We start from the raw sequence: 22,901 nt of genomic DNA, 5'->3' as shown, positions 1-22,901 counted from the left end.
AAGTAAAAGTGTTTTGTAAATTCTTAATATATCGTATTTTATCGGTTAAAAATTATCATTTCATTACCCACCACTGGACTTCGGGCAATTATTTTCTTTTGAGAATCAACAACTTCTAAATGGATAAAATTCAGTTCTTGAGAACGTTGTAATATTTCCGCAGCTAGTTTATCCTGTTGAGATTTTTCCAATTTGTACCAAATCTCACTAATTTTTACAGTTAAATCGCTGGTACGGAAATTAGCTTGAAGAGGTTTTATTAGTTGAGAAACTATATTTTTGTCTTTGATATTCTTCACAGAAATGCTAATATCTGAAAACTGATTTTCAATTGCTACTAGTAAAGTTTGTTCTGGTGTTAATTCTCTAACTGGAGTTGGTATCGGTTCTGGTTCTATAACTGGAGTGGGAGTAGGTTCTGGTTCTATAACTGGAGTTGGTATCGGTTCTGGTTCTACAATTGGAGTGGGAGTAGGTTCTGGTTCTACAATTGGAGTAGGAGTAGGTTCTACAATAGGGGTTAGGGTGTTAACTTCCTCTACTGGGGGGACAGTTGCAACTTCAGCAGATTTAGGAATAAATGTAAATGTAGTTATCCCTATTGTCACCGCAAAAATTACAGCAAAGATTCCTGTCAGAACCGTATCTGACACATTGTTAGATATATTTGATGGTAAAAATAAGCGGAATGTCCTTAAAAAGCCATCCCAACGCGATAAAAAATTAGTTTTTTTCTGAGTATCAGCGGGTGTTTCTGTCTCCAGTTTGACTACTGTAGTTTCTAAAACACCAATCGTTCCCCGCAAAACTTGGATAATTGTCGTTTTCCAAATTGGTTGATTTTTTGGGTAGAGTGTAGCTGCGGGTTCATTTCTTAGTTTTCTACGTTTTTCTCCTGACATGGAACTTTTACCCAAATTAGTAAATCAAAAACAGAGAAAACATATTTTGACTATAATCAATTATTGTGCCATTTAATGAATTATGAATATTAAACGCCGTCAATTTTTGTTTTTAAGTGGAATCAGTACCATAGGATCTGGATTTTTGGGTGGGAAATTATTAAATACAAATTCTCTCATAGAATCAGCAATAGCGGCTAACCCAGTCAAAAAAGATTTATTATTGCGTTTTGTCTCCGTTGCTGATACGGGAACTGGGACAAAAGGACAATATGCTGTAGCTAATGCTATGAATTTTTATCATCAGCAAAATCCATACAATTTAGTAGTTTTAGCTGGTGATAATATCTATAATAATGGCGAAATTGAGAAAATTAATACAGTTTTTGAACGTCCCTATCAAGCTTTACTAAAAAATGGTGTCAAGTTTCATGCTTGTTTAGGTAATCATGATATTCGCACTGATAATGGCGTTAATCAACTTAAATATCCTGGTTTTAATATGCAGGGACGTTATTACACATTTAGTCAAAATAAAGTTCAGTTTTTTGCTTTAGATACTAATGGTAATGCTGATTGGAAAAATCAATTAATTTGGTTAGAGAAGGAATTAAGTCTTAGTAAAGCCCCTTGGAAAGTTGTTTTTGGTCATCATCCTATTTATTCATCTGGTCATTATGGGAATAATAAAAGTTTTATTAAAACCTTTACTCCTTTGTTTAAAAAATATAATGTTCAGCTTTATATCAATGGCCATGAACATAATTATGAACGAACTCGCGCTATTGATGGAACTACCTATTTAATCTGTGGTGCGGGTGCTGGTAATCGTCCCGTTGGCCGTTCTCAATGGACAGAATATTCCACAAGTGATTTGAGTTTTGCGGCCTATGATGTGTACGCAGATAGAATGGAAGTGAGTGCTATTGGTACTAATAATCGCGTTTTTGATCGGGGTGTAATTAAGTTAAAAAGTGTTTAATAAAAGGAGTCAGGAGTCAGGAGTTAGAAAGAAGAAAGAAAAGAAGTATAATCAAAAAACTTTTCCTTCCCCTGTTTCCTGTTCCCTATTCCCTGCTATTTAGTAATGGTTGAGGTTGATTCCTGCTTCTTTTGCCATTGCGTCTAAACCTTTAAATTCTAAGGTTTTGATAGCTTTAGTGGAAAGTTTCAATTTTACCCAACGGTTACCAGCAGCCCACCAAACCCGCTTGTTTTGCAGATTAACGTGTTGTAGACGGTTGGTGTGACGGTTGGAGTGGGAAACGGAACAAGCGTTATTGGCTTTTTTACCAGTTAGTTGACAACGACGGGACATAATAAGTATCTCCTAGAGTGTTATTTAAAGACAACCTTTCCATTATATCCCAACAAGTTCGGGAAAAAGAATAATTATCTAGTATCTAGGGAATTATGGCAAGTATTATCAAACCTTTTAGAAAATCTTAATCTTTACCATTTATCACTAACGTTACCATAGTGTATATACAAAATGTATCTACAGGTCTAATGGAATTTGAATGGGACGAACAGTGCGATTCGTTGTTAGCTGAATCACGGTAATCAGTCCGTACATAAGCTAACCAACCCAATCTAGCAATAGAAAAAGGTTGAACTCTCGGTCTGATATGGGTGCAAGCCCCATCTACCAGACTCAGGTATGACTCCCTACCTGCCCATGATGACCCGACTCGGTTTCGGGAGGTCAAAGCTGGAAGGCGTAATCAGACATCTGTTGTGAGATGACACTGACGCTAACGGGGAGTTCCCACGGTGAAACAGAGCCTCAAAAAGCGACTCATCCAGGAGCAGGACACAACACTAAAAATCTGACTCTACTGGAGTTAATCCCCGCCGCATTTTGTTCGGATAGCGGCAAGAGTCCAGGGAATCCAGTGGTCGAAATGGCTACACCTAACGGAACTAACAATCAACCGAGGGAACGAATAAAAACGGATTGAGGGTCTAAGGGCGGTCGAACCCTAAGTAGGCTGGACGAGCAGCGGAATCCCCTTCAATTCGGGTAGGACAGACCGTAATTGGTCTGAGGTGTTCAGAATACACAAATTGGTCGCAGAGCATGATTAGACACAGAGACAACTCTAGTGAATCCTGGAAGACGTTACCTTGGAAGAAATTCCGCCGTAACTTATTCCGCCTACAAAAACGCGTGTACAAAGCGGTTCAAGTTGGAGACGAGCGCAAAGCCAAGTCCCTACAAAAACTGATTCTGAAATCAACCGCAGCAAGATTACTGGCTATCCGTCAAGTAACACAGCTAAATACTGGAAAAAAGACAGCGGGAATAGACGGGAAAACCGCGCTCTCATTTGAGCAAAGGTTTCAACTGAATGAAAAGCTCAGAACCGAATGCAACGACTGGAAACACCAGGGTCTGCGTGAAATACCTATCCCAAAAAAAAAGGACGGCAAAACCCGAATTCTCAAAATCCCCACTATTGCGGACAGGGCTTATCAATGTCTTGTCAAGTACGCATTAGAACCAGCCCACGAAGCAACCTTCCACGCATACAGCTACGGGTTTAGAACAGGACGCTCGGCGCATGATGCCCAGAAAATCCTGTTTAACAATCTACGCTCATCCTGCAATGGAATAGATAAAAGAGTCATAGAACTCGATATCGAAAAATGCTTTGACAGGATAAACCATTCCGCCATCATGGACAGACTCATTGCTCCGTATAGTATAAGACAAGGAATATTCCGATGTCTCAAAGCTGGAGTTAACCCAGAGTTTCCCGAACAAGGAACACCTCAAGGTGGTGTGGTAAGTCCATTATTAGCCAACATCGCCTTAAATGGGATTGAAAGTATTCATAGATATCATGCGAAATCTAGCTACAGAATCACCGACAAAACCCCAAGGAAAGATATTATCGAGCCAACAATCCGCTATGCCGACGACATGGTAATAATACTCAGACCACAAGACGATGCTACAGAAATACTTGGCAAAATCAGTCAGTTTCTAGCAGAGCGGGGAATGAAAGTCAGCGAGAAAAAGACAAAGCTAACCGATACGACGGATGGATTTGATTTCCTCGGCTGGCACTTCAAAGTCCAGAAAAACGGAAAGTTTAGATGTATTCCCTCAGCGGACAACTACAAAGCTTTTCGCAAGAAAGTAAAATTCATCGTCAACAACTCGAATTATGGTGCTGCCACAAAGGCTAAGAAATTAGCCCCGGTAGTTAGAGGTTGGAGGAACTACCACCGCTACTGCAAGATGGATGGGTCGCGCAACTCGCTATACCACGTCCAATACAGGGCATTCAGGGTATTCAACAGGGAAACCAAGCAGAATCGCTACTCCAGTAAGCATTCACTGGACAAAGCGTTCCCGGCAGTTCCTCACTCCGAAAACAAACACATCAATGTTAAAGGTGAAAAATCGCCCTACGACGGAGATTTGAGTTATTGGAGCGAGCGTAACAGCAAGCTCTATAACAACGACACCTCTAAAGCCCTCAAACGGCAAAACCATAAATGTGGTCATTGTGGACTAAAAATGCTCAGTGACGAGAAGGTACATCTTCATCATGTTGATGCCAATCATAACAATTGGAAACCAAAAAACCTTCTAGCAATTCATAAAAGCTGCCACGATTATATACACATGAGCAAAAGCGAAAGCTAAGAACATCGGAAGCTGGGTGCGGTGAAAGTCGCACGCCCAGATTTAACAGAGAGGGGCGGGAAATAATATTCCCCCTCGACTCTACCTAAAAATCAACAAAATCAGAAAAAACATGGACTTAGCTTTGAGGAAGCACAAGAAATTTTTCAGGGAATCGTTTTTACGTCAATTGATGAACGATTTGACTATGATGAAGAAATTAGAGAAATTACTATTGGTGCAATACAAGGAATTATTGTTGTCACTGTAGCCCATACCGAAAGAAACGGCAAAATTCGTCTGATTTCAGCCCGAAAAGCCACCCCTAAAGAAAGGAGACAATACTATGAATATCTCGCCGAAACGTCTTGAAGAAATCCAAAATATCCCAGATTCTGCCATTGATACCGCCGATATTCCCGAATTAGACGATAACTTTTGGAAAACAGCTAAAATGGTGAAACCTATCACTAAAAAAGCTATTTCCATTCGCTTAGATAGTGACGTTTTAGAATGGTTTAAACACCAGGGAAAAGGCTATCAATCAATGATTAATACTGTGCTTCGTTCTTATATTAACCATCAAGAAAACCTCTAAAAAAAATCAAGTGTTATAACCGACTTCTGCGAGAAGTCGGTCATCTAGCCGTTTATTTGCCGGCTTGTTCTGTTAGCTTGGTAAGTACGTCATTAGAACGTTCTACAAAGGATTTCATCCCGTCTGCATCAAAGCCTTTTTGAGATATCAGCGCCAAATCATAAACGTGCTGACACATCATGTTTACCAATTGGCTGGATGTGGATTCACCATCACCTTGAATAATAGTACCTTGGCTGAGATTAACCAGGTTTTGAATTAACGGGTGAGCAGTATTGATTAGTAAAATATGTTCTTCAGGAAATTCAGCGTTTTGTTGCTGCATCATTGCGCTCATTTCTCGCAGACGACGTAGCATTTCTGGTAAGAGTACCATTGCTGGTGGTGTTCCTTGAGGGTCGTCTGATTTCAGGGACTCGGTACGAATGTTGAGTTTTGGCTTGTTGAGGGCTTTCTCAAATATTTCTTTAACGACTTCTCCTTTGGTTTTGTTGGTGGTGGGGTCAACAATTTCGCCGGTTTTATCCTCTAGGAGAGTATTATCTAGGTCAGAGTCTACCCGTGTAAATTTAACATCCCGATATTCTTGTTCTAGGAAGTTAATGAAGTGGGTATCAATGAAGGAGTCCATATATAGGACTTCTAAGCCTTGATTTTTGTGGAGTTCAATATAAGTGGATTGACTAGCTCCATCGGTGCTATAAAATACCTTATTTTCGTGACGTTCTTTGTTGCGTTCGAGGTATTCTTTCAGGGTGCTGTAGGGGATGCTGGTGGTGTTTGTGGGGGTGACATCTTGCCACGCATCATCTTCTGAAGATTGGACTTCAACGGCTGCGGTTTCAGCTACTGGTGCTTCTAATTTGGCTGTGCTGCGGAAGATGATAATATCTTCAACTTGTTTTTTGAATTTATCATCGTTGAGAACGCCAAATTTAACGAATGTTCCCAAATCTTTCCAAGCTGTTACGTATTGTTCGCGGTTATCACGGTATAATTCTTTGAGTCTATCGCCAACTTTCTTGGCTATATAATCTCCTATTCTCTTAATAGTGCGATCGCCTTGTAATGCACTCCGTGATACATTCAAAGGAATATCAGTGCTATCAATTACCCCCCGCATAGGCATTAAAAACTGGGGAATAATTTCCTCACAGTTATCACTCACAAACACTTGATTGCAGAATAACTTAATTTGTCCTTTGGTAACATCTACATCAGGACGCATTTTGGGGAAATACAAAATCCCGTTAATGACAAAAGGATAATCTGTATTCAAATGCACCCATAGCAGGGGTTCTTCTTGGAAAGGATACAAATAGCGGTAAAACTCTAAATAATCTTCTTCTTTGAGATTATTGGGAGATTCACGCCATGCAGCTTTTTGTTTATTTAAAACTTCCCCATCCATTTTAATGGGAACTGACATGAAATCGCAATAAGTCTTGACAAGATTCTGAATCCGTGCTGGTTCTAAAAATTCCTCTTCTTCCCCTTCTAAGGTGAGGATAATAGTAGTTCCGCGAGTGGTCCGAGAAGATTCATTTAAAACAAATTTAGGTGAACCATCACAACTCCAACGCACAGCTTGTGCGCCTTCTTGGTAAGATAGAGTATCAATTTCTACTTGTTTTGCCACCATGAAGGAGGAGTAGAAACCTAAACCGAAATGACCGATAATTGGTTGGTCTGCCTTACCTTCATACTTTGTAATAAATTCTTCAGCACTGGAGAAAGCAACTTGGTTAATATATTTTTTTACTTCCTCTGCTGTCATTCCAATCCCATTATCACTAATGGAGAGGGTTTTATTATCCTTATCAATGGTAATTGTAATTTCGGGTTCGCCAATTTCGCCATTGTATTCCCCAGCGCGGGATACCATGTTTAACTTTTGGATAGCGTCTACCCCGTTGGATACCAGTTCCCGCAAGAAGATTTGATGATCTGAGTAAAGAGACTTCTTGATAATCGGGAAAATATTATCGGTATGAATACTGATATTGCCTTGTTCTAACATAGTTATCCGTCGGTTTTACTTGCAGATATATATTCTGAAAATCAATTCTCGGTGATTTTATCTCTTTTGGGGTCAGGAATACCTCTTCATTATGATTCGGATTACACTACCACCTGTGGTGACTTTTTGCTGGAGAGTAGAGACAATCAGTTTATATATAGTTTTTGCAAGTTCATAAGGGGGAAAGATCCTGAATTTTCACAGGATTTTTCACACCGGGGAGTGTTATTTGATTGTTAACCTAACAAATCAGCGCGAGGTTTAAAAGTTTCTATTTCCCGCAATTTTTCATAAAGTTCCCGTTCTTGGGCTGTAATATTTTTGGGAGTTACTATCTGAATTTCCACTAATTGATCACCACGTTGACCGGTTTCGCCGGGGTAGCCTTTATTACCAAGACGGAATCTTTGTCCAGACCTAACACCAGCAGGAATGGTCATTTTTACTGGTCCATCAAGGGTAGGTGCTTCGACTTGTCCGCCTAAAGTTGCTTCACTGGGAGTTACAGGAACTTGACAGAAGATATTAGTACCTTCTAGTTTAAACAAAGGATGAGGATCAACGGTAATTTTTAAGTATAAATCACCACCACTAATTCCTTGATTTCGCAAGCGGATAGTTTGACCTGTTACCATAGCTGGGGGCATAGTCACTTCGAGAGAACGTCCATCTTCTAAGCGAATTCTCTCATTACCACCTTGATAAGCTTTTTCTAAAGGTAAGGTTAATCTAGCTTCTATATCCCGACGGGTGGCACGGGGTGGGGTATTGACTGTATAGGCAACTTTGGTTCTGGGACTGCGAAAGGGGTCGCTAGTGCTGGTACTTCCCGGACTACTTTTGGGATCTTTGCGGTTGCTGACACCAATTACTTGATTAACAAAACTTTCAAAATCGTTGAATTGGCTGGGGTCTACTTCTTGACTAGAACGAGCGTTAGCGCGGTTATCCCAACCTTTAGGCTTGGGAGTTTGTTTGTTGCCAGCAAAGCCGTTTTGTTGCCAATAGCGGCTAAATTGGTCATATTGCGATCGCCTGCTAGAATCGGAAAGGATTTCGTAAGCCTCACCAATGGTTTTAAATTTCTCCTCAGCTTCCTTATTTCCAGGATTAAGATCAGGGTGATATTGCCTAGCTAAACGCCGATAAACCTTCTTGATTTCTTCACTGGTGGCATCTTTAGAAACCCCTAAAATCTCGTAATAATCCCGAAAGTTCTGCAAATTTTGCATAATCTGTTAAATGTTAGTTGTCAGTGGTCAGTGGTCAGTTGTCAGTTGCGCTTCTACTTATGACTGACCCTGCAAATCAAATATTGGGAAAGATTTTTGAATGTAGATCAAATATAGTTAATCTAAAATCTAAAATCGAATTATAACCAATCATCGTCATCATCCCAGTTATCCTGATAGCTGGGGCGTTTGCTACGAGTGGGACGTTCATAATTGGGAGAACGATTTTGATTTTCCCTACCATAATCCCTGTTAACACCTCGGTTAGAAGAGTCTCGTTGCCGATAGTTATCTCTGTAAACATCCCGTTCCGGTTCTTTTTCTTTTTCACCCACAAAGATGTCACGGATAGCACCAAATAAATCTTCATCTTCATCCTCAGCATAATACTGACGGACTTCTCTATTCAGTTCATACAGAGCATCTTGTAAATCAGCATAAGCCTGATCAATCCCCCGATCTTCGTCAGCTTGTAAACTTTCTCGTAAATTCCGGCAAATATTATCAATGCGTTGACGACGGTTACGGGCAAATTGCATTCCCATTTCCAAAGCTACTTCTCGCAGTTGTCGTTCTGCTTGTAGTATTAACGCTTCGGCGCGGGTACGTTTTTCAACTCGTTCCTTCCTTTCTCTATCAACATCGGCGTATTTTTCGGCATCCTGAATCATGCGGTTAACTTCTGACTCACTTAAAGTAGAAGCGCCTTGAATAGTAATGCTTTGTTCTCTGCCAGTAGTCCGATCTAGGGCTGTTACCTGTAAAATCCCATTAGCATCAATATCAAAAGATACTTGCACTTGGGGAATGCCCCTGGGTGCGGGAGGAATGCCATAGAGTTTAAACCGTCCCAAGGATTTGTTATCTGTGGCCATGTCCCTTTCACCCTGAACCACATTGATTTCTACGCTATTTTGGTTATTTTCCGAAGTAGAAAAAATGTCAGAACGACGCACGGGGATAGTTGTATTCCGGGGGATGAGTTTTTTCATCACACCACCGATAGTTTCTAAGCCCATAGATAGGGGTGTGACATCTAAGAGGAGAATATCTTTAAGTTCCCCAGCGAGAATGCTGCCCTGAATCGCTGCACCAATAGCGACGACTTCATCAGGATTGACGTTTTCGTTGGGTTCAATGCCAATTAAGTCTTGAACTAGCTGTTTCACCATGGGCATTCTCGTAGAACCACCAACTAATACGACTTCTTCAATATCTACAGGAGAAAGTCCGGCATCTTTTAATGCCCGTTTGACAGGTGTTCTTAATCTGCTGAGTAAGTCTATACATAAACCTTCAAATTGCGATCGCGTCAGGCGAGTTTCTAGGTGTTTTGGCCCGTCCTCTGTGGCGGTAATGAAGGGTAAATTAATATCGGTGACACTGACGGCAGAAAGCTCAATTTTAGCCTTTTCTGCGGCTTCCATTAACCGTTGCAAAGCTTGGCGATCGCGTCTTAAATCTACACCTTCTGCTTCTAAAAACTGTTCCGCCAACCAATCAACTACTTTTCGGTCAAAATCATTACCACCAAGTTGAGTATCTCCACTGGTAGATTTAACCTCAAATACGCCGTCACCCACATCTAGCAGGGAAACATCAAAAGTTCCCCCACCCAAATCAAACACGAGAATAGTTTCTGTATAACCTCGATCTAATCCGTAAGCCAAAGATGCCGCTGTGGGTTCGTTGAGAATCCGTAAAACATCTAAACCGGCAATTCTGCCCGCGTCACGGGTAGCTTGGCGTTGGGAATCATTAAAATAAGCCGGAACAGTAATTACAGCCCCGGTAACAGGTTCACCTAAATAACGACTAGCATCATCAGCTAATTTTTTCAGCACCATGGCCGAAATTTCTTCTGGGGAAAATTCCTTATTCAGCCGGGGACAGGCAACTTTAATATTGCCAATTTCATCTTTGCGAATAGTGTAAGGAACACGCTTAGAATCTGGGTTTAATTCGCCATACTTGCGCCCAATGAAGCGTTTCACCGCAAAAAAGGTATTTTGGGGATTAAGGACGGTTTGCCGTCTGGCCATTTGCCCCACAACCCTTTCACCTTCTTTACTAAAGCCAACGACGGAGGGGGTTGTTCGCATTCCTTCTGCATTGGCAATCACCACCGGCTTGCCACCCTCCATGACGGCGACTACTGAGTTGGTTGTACCCAAGTCGATGCCAACTACCTTGCCCATGCGTTACTCGTCTCCTGTTGCGTGTTTTGTAAATTTATAATGATATAATAATACTGCTTTTAGCTTGGTGCTAAATCAGGTCAACAATCCAATAATATAATAGTCATCATTAAATCAGGAATTAGAGGCATTTTAGCAACAGCACTGCTACTTGCTAAACTAGGATAGCATTTTCAGTCAATTGTCAGTGGTCAGTGGTCAGTGGTCAGTGGTCAGTTGGAAAAGGAAATATTTATCTTTACTCTTGCCCATTACATATTATTTTTATCCACTTTGAATTTAAAACAGCGGTTAGAAACCCATCTTCAGGAAGTAGCGAGAGAACGTAATCCTTATATGGAAAGTGCGGCGCATTTCTTTGTTCAAGAATACATTCGCCAGCAATTGGGACAATGGGGAAGTGTGGAAATCCACACCTTTGAAGTCAGAGGTAAAAGCTGTAAAAACTTGATTTTAAATTTACCCGCTGCAACCACAAAACAAAAGGCAGATTTACCACCTATTTTAATTGGCGCTCACTATGATGGTGTGTTGGGAACTGTTGCGGCTGATGATAATGCAACGGGTGTGGCGGTTTTATTAGAATTTGCCAGAATTTTCGCCGAAAAACCCGCTAGATATCCTTTGCGGTTGGTGGCTTTTGATATGGAAGAATATGGGTTGTTGGGTAGTGCTGATTATGCAGCTTTGTTGCGCGAACAAAAGCAACCTCTTCGCTTGATGATATCTTTGGAAATGTTGGGATATCGAGATTCTACTCCTGGTTCTCAAAAATACCCTTTTCCTCTACAATTTTTTTACCCAAATCGCGGTGATTTTATTGCTTTAATTGGCAATTTGCGGACTTTGGGTGATTTAATTAGTTTAAGTCGTAGTATCAGGCAATCCAGTATAAATAGTCAATGGCTACCAGCACCAAATCGGGGTTTGTTAGTTCCCCAAACTCGCTTAAGTGATCATGCACCTTTTTGGGATCAGGGTTATCCGGCAATCATGGTGACGGATACGGCGTTTATGCGAAATCCCCATTATCACAAGCCAAGTGATACTATTGCCACTTTGGATTTAGATTTTCTTACGGGTGTATGTGAGGGTTTGGAAATAGGAATTAGGGGGTTTTAACTAATTTGTCTGAATCAGGATATCCAGGATTTAAGGATTAACAGGATGAAAACTTCGTTCGGCAATTAGCCGATAGAATGGGTTAATAAGTTATTATTGATTAATCAGCGTGATTACAATCGGATATGAAACTTTTTGATAATTTACCGAATTTATTTTATTTAGGTTTCTATTGTCCTCAAAGTAGTGATTATTTTAATAAATATAGTAATACTATCTTGGAATTGAAAAATAAAAAAGAGGATTCAATTAATTTTTTTCTTAAAGAAATTAGAAATTTTTTGAGTGATGAAGATATTTCCATTGCTACTGTTCCACCTGGTAAATCAACTAATCAATCTTCAGGCATTCGTGATTTAGCTAAACAATTGGTCAAGTCATACTCTAAATTTACTGATGCTGTTTTTTGTCTTGAACGGTTTAAAGATTCAAATGGTGATCGAACTATGGAAAATCATTTAAAAACTATTAAAATAGCTAATTCATCAGTGATAAAAAATAAAAAAGTGATATTAATTGATGATGTATTAACCACAGGAAATTCGATTCAAGCTTGTAAAAAACTATTACTTGAAGCAGGAGCAAAGGAAATTAAAGTTATTGTTTTAGGAAAGACAATGAGAAATGTTGGAGATGCTCATGATCGTATTGATCAAGAAGAAGAAGAAGAATTTTTAAAAGAAACTATAGACAATCTTAATTTAGAGTATTATTGGATACGCCAATGCTATGAAATAGAAGAAAATTCTTTAAAAGAAGAAGCTGATAATCATCATATAGCAGTAGATGAATGTTATAATGATTGCTATAGCTGTTTTGATCCAGATGATATGGAAGAATTGCAGAAACAGCATGAAATAATTGATGAAATATATGATGAAAAGCTCTCTGAAATATATAAAAAGCAAGAGGAAGAATATTCATGCTATGAAGATCAAAAAATTATGTCATCTAAGTGGTATCAACACATGGTACTTGAAGCTCATTTAGTATTAGAGGGAGATAGTTCTACTTGTTTTAGTGTAGATAATCCTTTTATTTTTTATTTCAAAGATTGGTGATCATTGAGATAGCCTCATTCCTCTCTTGTCTAAAGTTTGCTGTGGACGTTCCAAATGTCAGCATAGCGATCGCTATTACTACCAAAAATCTATACAATATATTTAAACTACTTGTTGAGTTTCAATAGTCAATGGCAACCCCATTTCTGCCCTCACTTGTAAGCAAGCAGAAATTGCATCTTGAATATTATCTAAAGCCTCTTCTTTTGTTGCTCCCTGACTAATGCAACCAGGAATACTAGGACATTCAATAATCCAGACACCATCTTCGTCTCGATCAATCGTGACATTGAATTTCATACTCAGTTGTAGTTAAGTAATACCTGTATTTTAGCTTTGAAAATTTAAATTATTCAACTGAACTTGCACAGTCTCAGTCTTAATGAAAGATTACCGCAGATTCTCGGAAACATTCAATTGCGATCGCCTTGACTAATAATTATAGGTGATACCTGCTGAGTAAAAAACAGATACCACTCTCATAACCGTTCTCTTTCTCAGTGGTGGTGTATTTCACAAACTACCATAAACAGGAATGGCTGCACCACGGACATCTTTAGCTGCTTCTGAGGCTAAAAAGCAGATAACTTGGGCGATAGATTCGGGTTTTACCCATTTATCAGCGTTTTCTACACCCATAGCGGCTCTGTTTGTGGGGGTATCAATGACACTGGGGAGGATGGTATTAGCTGTAATGTTAGTATTTTTGGTTTCATCTGCGATCGCTTTTGTTAAGGCTATCACCCCAGCTTTTGCCGCAGAATAAGCCGCTAAATTTCCCGCAGGTTCAGCACCAGCGCGAGAACTGACGGTAACAATCCGCCCATAGCCGTTTTCTAACATACTTTTGAGGCTATATTTGCAAGTCAAAAAAGTTGTGTTTAAGTTTAAATCTATTTGCTGTTTCCAATCATGAAAGCTGTATTCGTGAGTTTTTCCCATAGAAAAACCACCGACTAAATGAATTAATACATCCACTTTTGTCATCCGACTGACAAGTTTTTCTACTGATGCTTCATCTTCTAAATTAGCAGGAATAAAATGAATTCTGGCAAAATCCGCCGGGGAAATAATTCCCTTGAGACGTTCTATATCTCTAGGACTACGATAAGGAATAGTTACATCTGCACCTTGGGCTATAACTGCGGGTGTTACACCCAAACCTAGTCCCCCTGTGCCACCTGTAAGTAAAACTTGTTTGCCTTTCATAAAAAGATGCACTCCTTGGATCTTCTTTATTCAAGATAGCGCGAATTTTGTTTCGCGCAGAGGCACAATCACGCTTCGTGATCTCGAAGAGTAGGAGCAAAGGCGCAAAGGAAGAAATACACTGAAAGTTGCTGTCATAGAGACGCGGAATTTCGCATCTCTATTTTAAAACCCTATTTAAAGTTGTGGTTGTAGATGTTGTACTAACTGTGCGGCTTGCATAACACCTTCAATTTTATCTACGGGCTTTCCTTGTTTAAATAGTACCAAGGTTGGTAAAGCCTCAATGCCATACTGACTGGCTAATTCTTTATACTTTTCTGTGTCAATCTTAACAATCCGTAATCTATCTTTCAGTTCGAGGTTGACTTTTTCTAAAATGGGTACCATCATTTGACAAGGCCCACACCAGTCAGCATAAAAGTCTACTAAAACGGGGACATCTGAGCCAGAAAGCATTTCTTCAAAGCTGTTGAATTGTTTTTTAGTTGCCATAATACACATTTTAATTACTTGTTTGTTTTAATGTTAGTTCTTAGAATCTGGAATTTATATATTTTTATATTTTTTTCGGAAAAATAAGTATATTAACTTTCTTTTCTTCTATTCTTCCTAGTGTACCTGATAATACGAATACATATAATACACTAGGGGTGACAATAGCATAAACTCGGAAACACATCAATAGTTTTTACTTATTTTTTACAAAAATTCATGAATATATATAAATTAAAAAATCAGCGCAGATAATTATATATCAGCAGAAAAAATCAAGGTACTTATTAAATAAAGAAGTATATATTAACTTTTTTGGGTAAAAATGTCAAAATAGTTAAATTTTAGTTAAAAATGAAAAATCAGTCCCAATTTAGGGTATTAAGAAATATAGAAAAGTTGATCTCTCGCTTTTTGCTAGAATCTTATATAATTCCATGCTAACAATTCCCAAACATCCTCAAATTGCATCTTCTGATATTCCCAAACTTGATCATTGTAGTTCCCAAACTATACTCAATTATTTTGAAAATTCCTGGAACTTAGAAGAAACCCTTTTTAAAAGTTTAATCAGTGAAGATACTTTTTACCTCAATCCTGACTCTTTAAGAAATAAATTAATTTTCTATCTTGGACATTCCGCAGTTTTTTACATCAACAAATTAATTAGCGTTGGTTTATTAGAAAATCGCATTAATCCCCAATATGAAATTCTGTTTGAACTTGGTGTTGATCCAGAAACACCAGCCGAATTAGAAGCCGCAACAAAAGATATCGTCTGGCCTGCTGTTTCTCAAGTTTGGCAATATCGAGAAAAAGCCAAATCAGCAATTACCAAGGTTATCGAAAATACACCTTTAAATCTGCCTATTCGTCCCCAACATCCCCTCTGGGCTTTATTGATGGGAATTGAACACAGTCGCATACATTTTGAAACTTCTTCTATGTTGCTGCGTCAATTACCTGTTCATAAATTACAACGTCCTGAAAATTGGAATTATGCACCGACAAATGGGAAACCTCCTGATAATCAAATGCGGGTAATTCCCGGTGGTGTGGTGAAAATAGGCAAAAAAGAACATGATTTTACTTTCGGTTGGGATAGCGAATATGGTAGTTTAGAAGTTGAAGTTAAACCATTTTTAGCAAGTGAGAATTTAATCACTAATGGCGAATTTTTAGAATTTGTTAAGGCTGGTGGTTATGAAAATGTAGAATATTGGAACGTTGAATCTTGGCAATGGAAACAATTGTATAATGTTCAACATCCGAAATTTTGGATACCAGAAAATAATAGTAAATACCGCTATCGAGCGACATTTGACGAGATAGATTTACCTTTAGATTGGCCTGTGGAAGTCAATTATTATGAAGCAATGGCTTATTGTTGCTGGAAAGGTAAAGGAATTCGGTTAATGACAGAAGCAGAATGGAATCAAGCTTTAAAAACATCAGAAGATTCTAGTTTATCAAATAACTACAATCTCAATATACAATTTATTTCTCCTTCTCCTGTAGGGATGTTTGCAGATAATAAATCTGGTATTTCCGACTTACGGGGTAATGTTTGGGAATGGTTAAGAGATACATTTTATCCCTTACCAGGGTTTAAAACTCATCATCTTTATGAAGATCAATCTGCACCTTTTTTTGATAATAACCATCAGATGATGCTTGGGGGTTCTTGGGCAACAAATGGTACAATGGCTTTATCCTGTTATCGTAATTGGTTTCGTCCCTATTTCTATCAGCACGTTGGTTTTAGAATTGCTGAAAGTTTGGATTAATTAAATACTTTTTATCACCCAGAGTCAACAGAGAGGATTAAAAAATGATTACTCAACCTTTAACAGTTTTAGATCATCATTATCAAGATTTAATTGATGATGGAAAAGATGTAATTAATGGGTTAAATAAAAATCCCAAGACTTTATCACCAAAATATTTTTATGATGATCCTGGTTCTCTATTATTTGAAAAGATTTGTGAGTTACCAGAATATTATCCGACTCGTACAGAAGCATGGATTTTAAATCAATATGCTGATGAAATTGCTGTAATTACCAATTGTTGTGAGTTAATAGAGTTAGGTAGTGGTAGTTCTACCAAAACTCAAGCTTTATTAGATGCTTATCAAAAAATTGCTGATTCCTGTAGATATCTGCCTATTGATGTGAGTGGAGGTATTCTCAAAACTAGTGTTTTACAGTTACAAGAAAAATATCCTGATATTGCGATTCATGGTTTATTAGGAACTTATGAACAAGCGTTAGTGCATCTGGAATCTAATTATTTACAATCAAGAATGTTGTTTTTCTTGGGAAGTTCTCTAGGGAATTTTAACCCAGAAGAATGTGATAGTTTCTTAAACCAAGTTTCTCGGACTTTACAACCTGGAGATTTCTTTTTACTGGGTATTGATTTACAAAAGCCCAAAGAGATTTTAGAACCAGCTTATAATGATAGTCAAGGTGTGACTGCTGCTTTTAATTTGAATATGCTTTCTCATTTAAATTGGCGTTTCCAAGGTAATTTTGACATCAACTTATTTAGACATCAAGCGATTTATAATCAGGTTGATAATCAAATTGAAATGTATTTACATTGTCAAAAAAGCCATTTGGTATCTTTAGAAGCATTAGATTTAAAGGTTTCCTTTGAAGAGGGAGAAAGTATTCTCACAGAAATTTCCCGAAAATTTGATTTAGCAACGATGGAAAAAGAATTGCAAAGTAAAGGATTAAAAACTGTGAAAACTTGGACAGATGAAAAAGGGTGGTTTGGATTGATTCTTTGTCAACTTAAATGAGTTTTGTGTCAGTATTCAGAAACCACAATTAAAAATATTTGTAAATTTCTGAATGCTGATAATTTTCTCATGTTATAAAATCAACAAACTCAAATATCTATCAGGGTAAATATGGAAGCTATCTGGAACGCTCTCAAAAATATCAATTATTCCAATATTCCCATTGCTAAAATTGCTGCTGTTCTCATCATTCTAACGTTGACACAGACATTACGAAGATTTTTTCTCGCAGTTATAATTAAAACCATTGAAAGCTTCACTAAGAAAACAGAGACTACCCTTGATGATGAATTAATTGCTATTATCAAACCTGCCATAAATTGGCTCATTCTCATTGGTGGATTTTGGCTGAGTAAGGAAATTATTGCCGATAACTTAGGCTCTCAATTAAGCGAGACAATTAGTAGATTTTTAAACTTAATAGTTCTCTTTATAGTTGCCTATGTTGTTTATCGCAGTTCTTCAATCTTAGGTCAACTAATTGCTAACGTTGTCCTGCAAACAGAAACTGAGCTTGATGAATTGCTCAGACCTTTGATGCCGAAAATTTTTCAATCAATAGCAATTATTGTATTAACAATTAAAATCAGTGAAATATTTTTAGGACAATCAGCAGCAGCACTTGTGGGTTTACTTGGTGGTGCTGGTATCACGTTAGGGTTACTCTTCAAAGACATTGTTTATGATTGGTTTTGTACAATTATTATCTACTCTGATAATCTGTATCGAGAAGGTGATTGGGTGGGAATATCAGGAATAGATGGTTTTGTGCAGATCCTCAATATTGGCTTTAGAACCACAACACTGCATCTAGCTAAGTGGGGTTCAATCGTCAAAATGCCCAATTCTCGCATGATTTCTGGAATTGTAGAAAATTGGTCACAAAATCCAGGGGAAGAATTAAAGTGGGGACTTAATTTAATTCTCAAAATTGATGGTATTTCTGCAAAACAAACTGCGAGAATTTGTGATGCTATTCAACAAATACCAACATCTATTCCTGGCTTTTCTCCTAAGTGTACAGTACGTTTCAAAAATATTGAAAAGAATGCCAGAGTTATTGAACTTATGGCATTTGTTAATGATGATAATCTCTACTTTGATGCTGAGAAAAACTTAAATCTAGCCATCTTGGAACTTTTAGAACAAGAGGGTATTGATTCTCTGTATGTAGAGTTGAGAACAGAACCAGAAAAATATAAACCGATGCAAAACAGCAACAATTAAGAAAGTTCAGAATAGATATACCCGAATTCTTTGAGGATTTGGGTATTTGGGTATCAATAAAATGCGAAAATTACCTCACTATGAACATATTAATTATTTTGGCTGAAGTCGGCATTTTAATAATTGTTTTTCTCTTATTAAGATGGCTTCTAGGTAAGCTATTCAAGCTGTTGGTTAGATTATCAATATTGAAGGGTGACGATTTAAAAATCAAAATTCTGCGCCGCAATATTACTGGTTTATTGTTGCTTATTTGCATAGTATTGTGTATTTTGATTGTCGGTACTAATGGTTATCTGATCTATCGGGGTGAAGACATCCAACAATATACAATAGCTCTGATTCGCAAGATTCCATCAGGATTTTGGATGGCATTAGGAATTGGTCTTTCTCAAAGTATTGGTGTTGTAATTGCAGCGATCATAACTCTAAAGTTTATTAAATATTGGTTAAAGATAGCTAGTAATCGCGCCAAAAACTTAGATCAAAACACCGCCGATGATGAAAGTATTGACGCTTTTTTTACTGCACTCAATCAAAGAATCAGAGGTGGAATTTGGTTATGGGTTCTGATTGCTTGTACCCAATTTCTCAAATTACCCGCAGTAGCTTCCGAATATCTATATATCGCATTGCGGATTTATTTGATCATTGGTGTGGGATTACTCATTCTCAAAGCAGTTGCGGCAATTGTTGATACTCTAGATGTTCTCAGCGTCAGATACTCCAGTCCTGATAACCTATTGAGATTTTATAATCGTCTCCAACACCTGATTCCTTTTTTAAAGCGGTGTTTGGAATTTGTAATTTACGTCTGCACTGTAACATTGGTAATTCAGCAGGTGCAGTTAATAGCCAAGTTGGCCACTTTTGGTTTAAAAATTATCAAAATCATCACTATTATTTTCATTAGTCGTGTGATGTTTGAGGTGATTTACTTACTACTAGAAGAGGTGCTGTTCAAAGACCAGGATTTGACTGATACCCAAAGAAGTAGACGCTTAACTATGATTCCTTTGTTTCGTAGTTTATTACAATATTTAGTTTACTTCAGCGTTGCAGTTTCTATTCTCTATATTCTCGATATTAATCCTACTCCTATTTTAGCTGGTGCGGGAATTGTTGGTATCGCTGTGGGATTAGGCGCACAAACACTAATTAATGATATAGTTTGTGGCTTTTTTATTCTATTTGAAAACTATTATTTGGTAGGTGACTATATTGAGGCTGGAAAAGCTGAAGAGAAAACAGTAGAAGGTACTGTTGAAGCGATAGAACTGAGAACTACCCGCATCAGACATCCTAATGGTCAATTATATATTATTCGTAATGGAGATATTGGCTCAATTACCAATTATTCTAAACAGTATATATTTGCAGTAGTGGAAGTTGATGTACCCTATAATTCTAACTTAGCTCATATCTATCAAGTGATTGAAGAGGTAGGACAGCAGTTAAAGGCAAATAATATAGATGTGATCGAATCCACTCTGGTAGATGGTGTAGAAAGTCTGGGTGAATCTCACTTGTTATTGCGAACCTTGACAAAGGTAAAACCAGGAAAGCATATTCAGATCCAGCGTGTTTTACGGAAGATGTTTATGGATGCTTTATTGATGGAAGGTATTCTAATTCCTGCTGGTCATGAAAGTAAGGAAGATTAATTTGGCAAACTTTTATCTATTAAATCCTCATCTTAAACAAATTCGGGCAAATTAGGCAATTAGTTAAATTTTGTTTTGCGGATGCTTCCCAAATTCATCTTAAACATCATGAATTTCAAGATACATCAAGTTTTGTCGCTGGACGTAAAAGTCTTATGGAATATATTATTGTTACTATCACAGACGTTTTACCAATCTTTATATTTGGATATGATATCACTCAACTTTGTGCATGGAGTTTTATAGGTAATATTTATAATTTAGAAGGACATAGTTCTTTATCAATATTTTTTATTCCCTCAGATTTTCATGATCTTCATCACACTGGTTTTACGGGAAATTATGGTATTCATGGTTTTTGGGATAGAATATTTAATACACTAAATCCTCTTACTAAGAAACAGGGAATTATGTTTCCTATAAGTTTTATTGAGTCTCAAATTATGAAGTTGTTTAGTAGTGTCGAGAAAGATAAAATTAATAATATGCTGTAGCTTATTTGTAAGCAGCTACAGCATAAATTGCCACCTATCTCTTACATTGTCAAAGATTGGGGATTGGTTTCAATCAACTTCGCTAAGTCTTGCAAGAATCCTGCGGCATCAGCACCGTAAATGATGCGATGATCACAGGTGATTGTCACTTGCATTTGTTGACGTACACCAAATAATCCGTCGGGTGTGGCAACTACTTGGGGACGAGATGCACCAATGGCTAATATAGAACCTTGTCCAGGTGGTAAAATTGCATCAAAGGTATCTACACCAAACATTCCTAAGTTGGAAAGGGTGAAAGTACCGCTATTATATTCTACTGGTTGTAGCTGTTTCGCTCTAGCGCGTTCTACTAAGGATTTCCAATTGCGAGACAAAGAGTAGATATCAATTGCATCTGCATTCTGTAATACTGGTGTAATTAAACCACCATCATCCATTGCCACTGCGACAGAAACGTTAATGTCAGGGTGATGAACAATTCCCTGGTCTGAGTAGCTGGCATTAAGAATACGGTGTTTTTGCAATGTTATGGCTACAGCTTTGGCTAATAGCGCGGTCATTGTCACACCTTTGGACTTAATTTGTTTGTAAAGTTTATCGAGTCCATCGGTGCTAATTGTGTAACTGACACGGAATACAGGTACTGATAGACTAGCTACCATGCCCCGAACTACGGCATTTTGTAAGGTAGTGAATGGTACTACTTGACCAGGAACAGCACTACTAACTGCTGGTACAGTTGCTGCTACAGGTGTTGCTACAGGTGTTGCTACAGGTGTTGCTACAGGTGTTGCTACAGGTGCGGGAGTGACAACGGGGGTAGTAACGGGCTGAACTTTGCCGACTGCAACTTCTACATCTTCAGCGACAATGCGACCGTAGGGACCACTACCTGTGAGGGTATTTAAATCTACTTTGAGTTCTTTGGCTAGTTTACGGGCGCGGGGTGAAACTACGACTCTGCCGGGTTGATGGTTTGAACCATTTTGAGATGCGGTGACAGGGGTAGCAACGGCGGCAGCAGCGACAGGTATGGGGGCAGGTGTGGGGATAGCAGCAGCACCATCTGCGAAGGCTTTGGACTGGGCTGTGGCTATTTCTGCTTCTGTTTCGGCAATATAAGCGATTGCAGCGCCAACTGGGGCGGTTTCACCAGCGGGAACAATGATATAGGCAAGATATCCTTCATAGAAGGTTTCCACGTCCATATCTGCCTTATCTGATTCGACAACCACCACCGTTTCGCCCTTCTCCACTTTATCTCCAGGCGACTTGACCCAGGAGACAATTTTGCCTTCGGTCATGGTGGAACTCAGCGCCGGCATAAATACTTCGTTAATGCTCATGATATGGTGGTTTCAGAATCAATTATATATGGACTTCAATCTACGAATTTTAACAGTTTTGTGATCAAGTGGGTGATTTTTTAGAAAAATGGGAGTAGTGTTGAGAACAATCGGTTTTTTGCAAAACAATAGAGCCACCTACGTCATATAAGCGGTTTTAGAGAATTAAATATGATTTAGTTGTAAGATAGTTCTTCCTTATCAAATTTATGATAACAAATCTAAAATTATTTGTCAAGCCCCCAATTATTAATTTCCCCCCCCTACTCAGGGTAGAGGTAAAGCGCATTGTACCTTACCTCTACAGAGTGCTAATGTTAGATATCTCCGCGAATTTCTTCGACAATACCATCACGCAGAACAACTTCTACCTGCATTTTACTAATCAAGTTATCACCTGGTTCAATGCGGAAAAAGCTTTCCATTTGAAATTGGTTAACTTCTTGATCTAATTCCAACAATTGTACTTGTTGAAGGTTTTGCAGCATTTGATTTTTCTGCTCTAGAAGTTCACTTTTCTTTTGATTAACTTGGAGTTGAATATTGTCAATTTGTTGGAGTGTTTGGGGTCCTGGTGGTTGTACACTCTGCTTTTGAATGGCACTAATCGCTCTTTGCCCTTCAACGTCTAGTTGTTGCAGTTGTTGGTCAATTTGATTAATCTGAGCTTGTAATTGCTGTTGTACTTCCTCTTTCCAGAGACTAGTAACTATGGCTTTGACATTAATCGGGCGTTTTAGAAGCAATTGAGGGTTGGAGACATCCATAAAAATTGTCCGTTCACTCTTAAATAGTTTGTAATGTGGAGAGGAGTCAGTAGGGGGCCCAATCGGGGTTTCCCCGCCCAATCGGGGTTTCCCCGCCCAATCGGGGTTTCCCCGCCC

Annotated in this window: 21 protein-coding genes and 1 pseudogene; 12 read left to right on the top strand and 10 right to left on the bottom strand. The window is 38.3% G+C overall.

All coding sequences use genetic code 11. The features are described 5' to 3' along the window. Window positions 1–38 precede the first annotated feature (38 nt). A complete protein-coding gene (locus FJR11_RS14920; RefSeq protein ID WP_168505001.1) occupies window positions 39–902 on the bottom strand; it encodes a hypothetical protein in 864 nt (287 codons plus the stop codon). An 82-nt stretch (window positions 903–984) separates the two neighbouring features. Here FJR11_RS14920 and FJR11_RS14915 point away from each other — a divergent pair, with 82 nt between their 5' ends. Then, complete coding sequence (locus tag FJR11_RS14915; RefSeq protein ID WP_168504999.1) at window positions 985–1,884, top strand: metallophosphoesterase; 900 nt, start codon at window positions 985–987, stop codon at window positions 1,882–1,884. Window positions 1,885–1,983: 99 nt separating this feature from the next. Here FJR11_RS14915 and rpmB read toward each other — a convergent pair whose 3' ends face one another. Then, window positions 1,984–2,220 carry a 50S ribosomal protein L28 gene (gene rpmB, locus FJR11_RS14910; RefSeq protein WP_015080243.1) on the bottom strand — a complete coding sequence of 79 codons (237 nt, stop codon included), beginning with the start codon at window positions 2,218–2,220 and terminating at the stop codon, window positions 1,984–1,986. Window positions 2,221–2,644: 424 nt separating this feature from the next. Between rpmB and FJR11_RS14905 the strand changes: the two genes are divergently transcribed. The 4 genes and pseudogenes from FJR11_RS14905 to FJR11_RS14890 all read left to right on the top strand — a co-directional run bounded on the left by FJR11_RS14905 (window position 2,645) and on the right by FJR11_RS14890 (window position 5,137). Beyond that, window positions 2,645–2,863, top strand: coding sequence for a hypothetical protein (locus FJR11_RS14905; RefSeq protein ID WP_168504997.1), 219 nt, complete (start codon window positions 2,645–2,647; stop codon window positions 2,861–2,863). A 119-nt stretch (window positions 2,864–2,982) separates the two neighbouring features. Beyond that, window positions 2,983–4,560: a reverse transcriptase domain-containing protein gene (locus tag FJR11_RS14900; RefSeq protein ID WP_168504995.1), complete on the top strand. Its 1,578-nt coding sequence runs from the start codon at window positions 2,983–2,985 to the stop codon at window positions 4,558–4,560. 99 nt (window positions 4,561–4,659) lie between these two features. Continuing rightward, window positions 4,660–4,911, top strand: a pseudogene (locus FJR11_RS14895) (BrnT family toxin); the annotation flags it as partial. After that, complete coding sequence (locus FJR11_RS14890) at window positions 4,886–5,137, top strand: BrnA antitoxin family protein (protein ID WP_015080241.1); 252 nt, start codon at window positions 4,886–4,888, stop codon at window positions 5,135–5,137. The pseudogene FJR11_RS14895 and the gene FJR11_RS14890, both read left to right, overlap by 26 nt. A 52-nt stretch (window positions 5,138–5,189) precedes the next feature. On the opposite strand, the gene htpG is transcribed toward FJR11_RS14890, so the two are convergent. From htpG to dnaK, 3 genes are all read right to left on the bottom strand, one after another. Beyond that, entirely contained in the window at window positions 5,190–7,157 is a 1,968-nt protein-coding gene (htpG, locus tag FJR11_RS14885) for a molecular chaperone HtpG (RefSeq protein WP_168504993.1), read from the bottom strand. A gap of 236 nt (window positions 7,158–7,393) precedes the next feature. Beyond that, window positions 7,394–8,389, bottom strand: coding sequence for a DnaJ C-terminal domain-containing protein (locus FJR11_RS14880; protein ID WP_168504991.1), 996 nt, complete (start codon window positions 8,387–8,389; stop codon window positions 7,394–7,396). Between the two features lie 140 nt (window positions 8,390–8,529). After that, the gene (dnaK, locus tag FJR11_RS14875) at window positions 8,530–10,587 is read right to left on the bottom strand and encodes a molecular chaperone DnaK (protein ID WP_168504989.1); all 2,058 of its coding nucleotides are present in this window, start codon (window positions 10,585–10,587) and stop codon (window positions 8,530–8,532) included. A 273-nt stretch (window positions 10,588–10,860) separates the two neighbouring features. Here dnaK and FJR11_RS14870 point away from each other — a divergent pair, with 273 nt between their 5' ends. Together FJR11_RS14870 and FJR11_RS14865 are read left to right on the top strand one after the other, a co-directional pair. Then, a complete protein-coding gene (locus tag FJR11_RS14870) occupies window positions 10,861–11,709 on the top strand; it encodes a M28 family peptidase (RefSeq protein ID WP_168504987.1) in 849 nt (282 codons plus the stop codon). A 125-nt stretch (window positions 11,710–11,834) separates the two neighbouring features. Further along, window positions 11,835–12,770, top strand: a complete 936-nt coding sequence (locus FJR11_RS14865; protein ID WP_168504984.1) for a phosphoribosyltransferase — start codon at window positions 11,835–11,837, stop codon at window positions 12,768–12,770. Between the two features lie 102 nt (window positions 12,771–12,872). On the opposite strand, the gene FJR11_RS14860 is transcribed toward FJR11_RS14865, so the two are convergent. The 3 genes from FJR11_RS14860 to trxA all read right to left on the bottom strand — a co-directional run bounded on the left by FJR11_RS14860 (window position 12,873) and on the right by trxA (window position 14,474). Then, complete coding sequence (locus FJR11_RS14860) at window positions 12,873–13,070, bottom strand: type II toxin-antitoxin system HicB family antitoxin (protein WP_168504982.1); 198 nt, start codon at window positions 13,068–13,070, stop codon at window positions 12,873–12,875. Window positions 13,071–13,283: 213 nt separating this feature from the next. Further along, complete coding sequence (gene fabG, locus FJR11_RS14855) at window positions 13,284–13,979, bottom strand: 3-oxoacyl-ACP reductase FabG (protein WP_168504980.1); 696 nt, start codon at window positions 13,977–13,979, stop codon at window positions 13,284–13,286. 177 nt (window positions 13,980–14,156) lie between these two features. Next, window positions 14,157–14,474 carry a thioredoxin gene (gene trxA, locus FJR11_RS14850; RefSeq protein WP_168504978.1) on the bottom strand — a complete coding sequence of 106 codons (318 nt, stop codon included), beginning with the start codon at window positions 14,472–14,474 and terminating at the stop codon, window positions 14,157–14,159. A gap of 437 nt (window positions 14,475–14,911) precedes the next feature. On the opposite strand from trxA, the gene ovoA reads away from it, so the two are divergent. From ovoA to FJR11_RS14825, 5 genes are all read left to right on the top strand, one after another. After that, window positions 14,912–16,261, top strand: a complete 1,350-nt coding sequence (ovoA, locus tag FJR11_RS14845; RefSeq protein ID WP_168504976.1) for a 5-histidylcysteine sulfoxide synthase — start codon at window positions 14,912–14,914, stop codon at window positions 16,259–16,261. Window positions 16,262–16,305: 44 nt separating this feature from the next. Next, window positions 16,306–17,283, top strand: coding sequence for an L-histidine N(alpha)-methyltransferase (gene egtD / locus FJR11_RS14840; protein WP_168504974.1), 978 nt, complete (start codon window positions 16,306–16,308; stop codon window positions 17,281–17,283). A gap of 111 nt (window positions 17,284–17,394) precedes the next feature. After that, the gene (locus tag FJR11_RS14835) at window positions 17,395–18,510 is read left to right on the top strand and encodes a mechanosensitive ion channel family protein (RefSeq protein WP_168504972.1); all 1,116 of its coding nucleotides are present in this window, start codon (window positions 17,395–17,397) and stop codon (window positions 18,508–18,510) included. 80 nt (window positions 18,511–18,590) lie between these two features. Next, a complete protein-coding gene (locus FJR11_RS14830; RefSeq protein WP_168504970.1) occupies window positions 18,591–20,174 on the top strand; it encodes a mechanosensitive ion channel family protein in 1,584 nt (527 codons plus the stop codon). 23 nt (window positions 20,175–20,197) lie between these two features. After that, entirely contained in the window at window positions 20,198–20,668 is a 471-nt protein-coding gene (locus tag FJR11_RS14825) for a sterol desaturase family protein (protein WP_371417557.1), read from the top strand. Window positions 20,669–20,709: 41 nt separating this feature from the next. On the opposite strand, the gene FJR11_RS14820 is transcribed toward FJR11_RS14825, so the two are convergent. Continuing rightward, entirely contained in the window at window positions 20,710–22,017 is a 1,308-nt protein-coding gene (locus FJR11_RS14820) for a dihydrolipoamide acetyltransferase family protein (RefSeq protein ID WP_168504968.1), read from the bottom strand. A 317-nt stretch (window positions 22,018–22,334) separates the two neighbouring features. Further along, window positions 22,335–22,784, bottom strand: coding sequence for a YlqD family protein (locus FJR11_RS14815; protein ID WP_168504966.1), 450 nt, complete (start codon window positions 22,782–22,784; stop codon window positions 22,335–22,337). Window positions 22,785–22,901: the final 117 nt, after the last annotated feature.

It is taken from the genome of Anabaena sp. UHCC 0187, assembly GCF_009712035.1.
In the GTDB taxonomy this organism is placed as follows: domain Bacteria; phylum Cyanobacteriota; class Cyanobacteriia; order Cyanobacteriales; family Nostocaceae; genus Dolichospermum.
The sequence above is the reverse complement of the archived record's forward strand: the minus strand, read 5'-3'. Positions and strand labels throughout refer to the sequence as shown.

Bases quoted from the DNA above. Each gene is read 5' to 3' on its own strand.
- FJR11_RS14920 (WP_168505001.1), bottom strand. From the start codon at position 902: ATGTCAGGAGAAAAACGTAGAAAACTAAGAAATGAACCCGCAGCTACA.
- FJR11_RS14915 (WP_168504999.1), top strand. From the start codon at position 985: ATGAATATTAAACGCCGTCAATTTTTGTTTTTAAGTGGAATCAGTACC.
- rpmB (WP_015080243.1), bottom strand. From the start codon at position 2,220: ATGTCCCGTCGTTGTCAACTAACTGGTAAAAAAGCCAATAACGCTTGT.
- FJR11_RS14905 (WP_168504997.1), top strand. From the start codon at position 2,645: ATGACACTGACGCTAACGGGGAGTTCCCACGGTGAAACAGAGCCTCAA.
- FJR11_RS14900 (WP_168504995.1), top strand. From the start codon at position 2,983: ATGATTAGACACAGAGACAACTCTAGTGAATCCTGGAAGACGTTACCT.
- FJR11_RS14890 (WP_015080241.1), top strand. From the start codon at position 4,886: ATGAATATCTCGCCGAAACGTCTTGAAGAAATCCAAAATATCCCAGAT.
- htpG (WP_168504993.1), bottom strand. From the start codon at position 7,157: ATGTTAGAACAAGGCAATATCAGTATTCATACCGATAATATTTTCCCG.
- FJR11_RS14880 (WP_168504991.1), bottom strand. From the start codon at position 8,389: ATGCAAAATTTGCAGAACTTTCGGGATTATTACGAGATTTTAGGGGTT.
- dnaK (WP_168504989.1), bottom strand. From the start codon at position 10,587: ATGGGCAAGGTAGTTGGCATCGACTTGGGTACAACCAACTCAGTAGTC.
- FJR11_RS14865 (WP_168504984.1), top strand. From the start codon at position 11,835: ATGAAACTTTTTGATAATTTACCGAATTTATTTTATTTAGGTTTCTAT.
- FJR11_RS14860 (WP_168504982.1), bottom strand. From the start codon at position 13,070: ATGAAATTCAATGTCACGATTGATCGAGACGAAGATGGTGTCTGGATT.
- fabG (WP_168504980.1), bottom strand. From the start codon at position 13,979: ATGAAAGGCAAACAAGTTTTACTTACAGGTGGCACAGGGGGACTAGGT.
- trxA (WP_168504978.1), bottom strand. From the start codon at position 14,474: ATGGCAACTAAAAAACAATTCAACAGCTTTGAAGAAATGCTTTCTGGC.
- ovoA (WP_168504976.1), top strand. From the start codon at position 14,912: ATGCTAACAATTCCCAAACATCCTCAAATTGCATCTTCTGATATTCCC.
- egtD (WP_168504974.1), top strand. From the start codon at position 16,306: ATGATTACTCAACCTTTAACAGTTTTAGATCATCATTATCAAGATTTA.
- FJR11_RS14835 (WP_168504972.1), top strand. From the start codon at position 17,395: ATGGAAGCTATCTGGAACGCTCTCAAAAATATCAATTATTCCAATATT.
- FJR11_RS14830 (WP_168504970.1), top strand. From the start codon at position 18,591: ATGAACATATTAATTATTTTGGCTGAAGTCGGCATTTTAATAATTGTT.
- FJR11_RS14820 (WP_168504968.1), bottom strand. From the start codon at position 22,017: ATGAGCATTAACGAAGTATTTATGCCGGCGCTGAGTTCCACCATGACC.
- FJR11_RS14815 (WP_168504966.1), bottom strand. From the start codon at position 22,784: ATGGATGTCTCCAACCCTCAATTGCTTCTAAAACGCCCGATTAATGTC.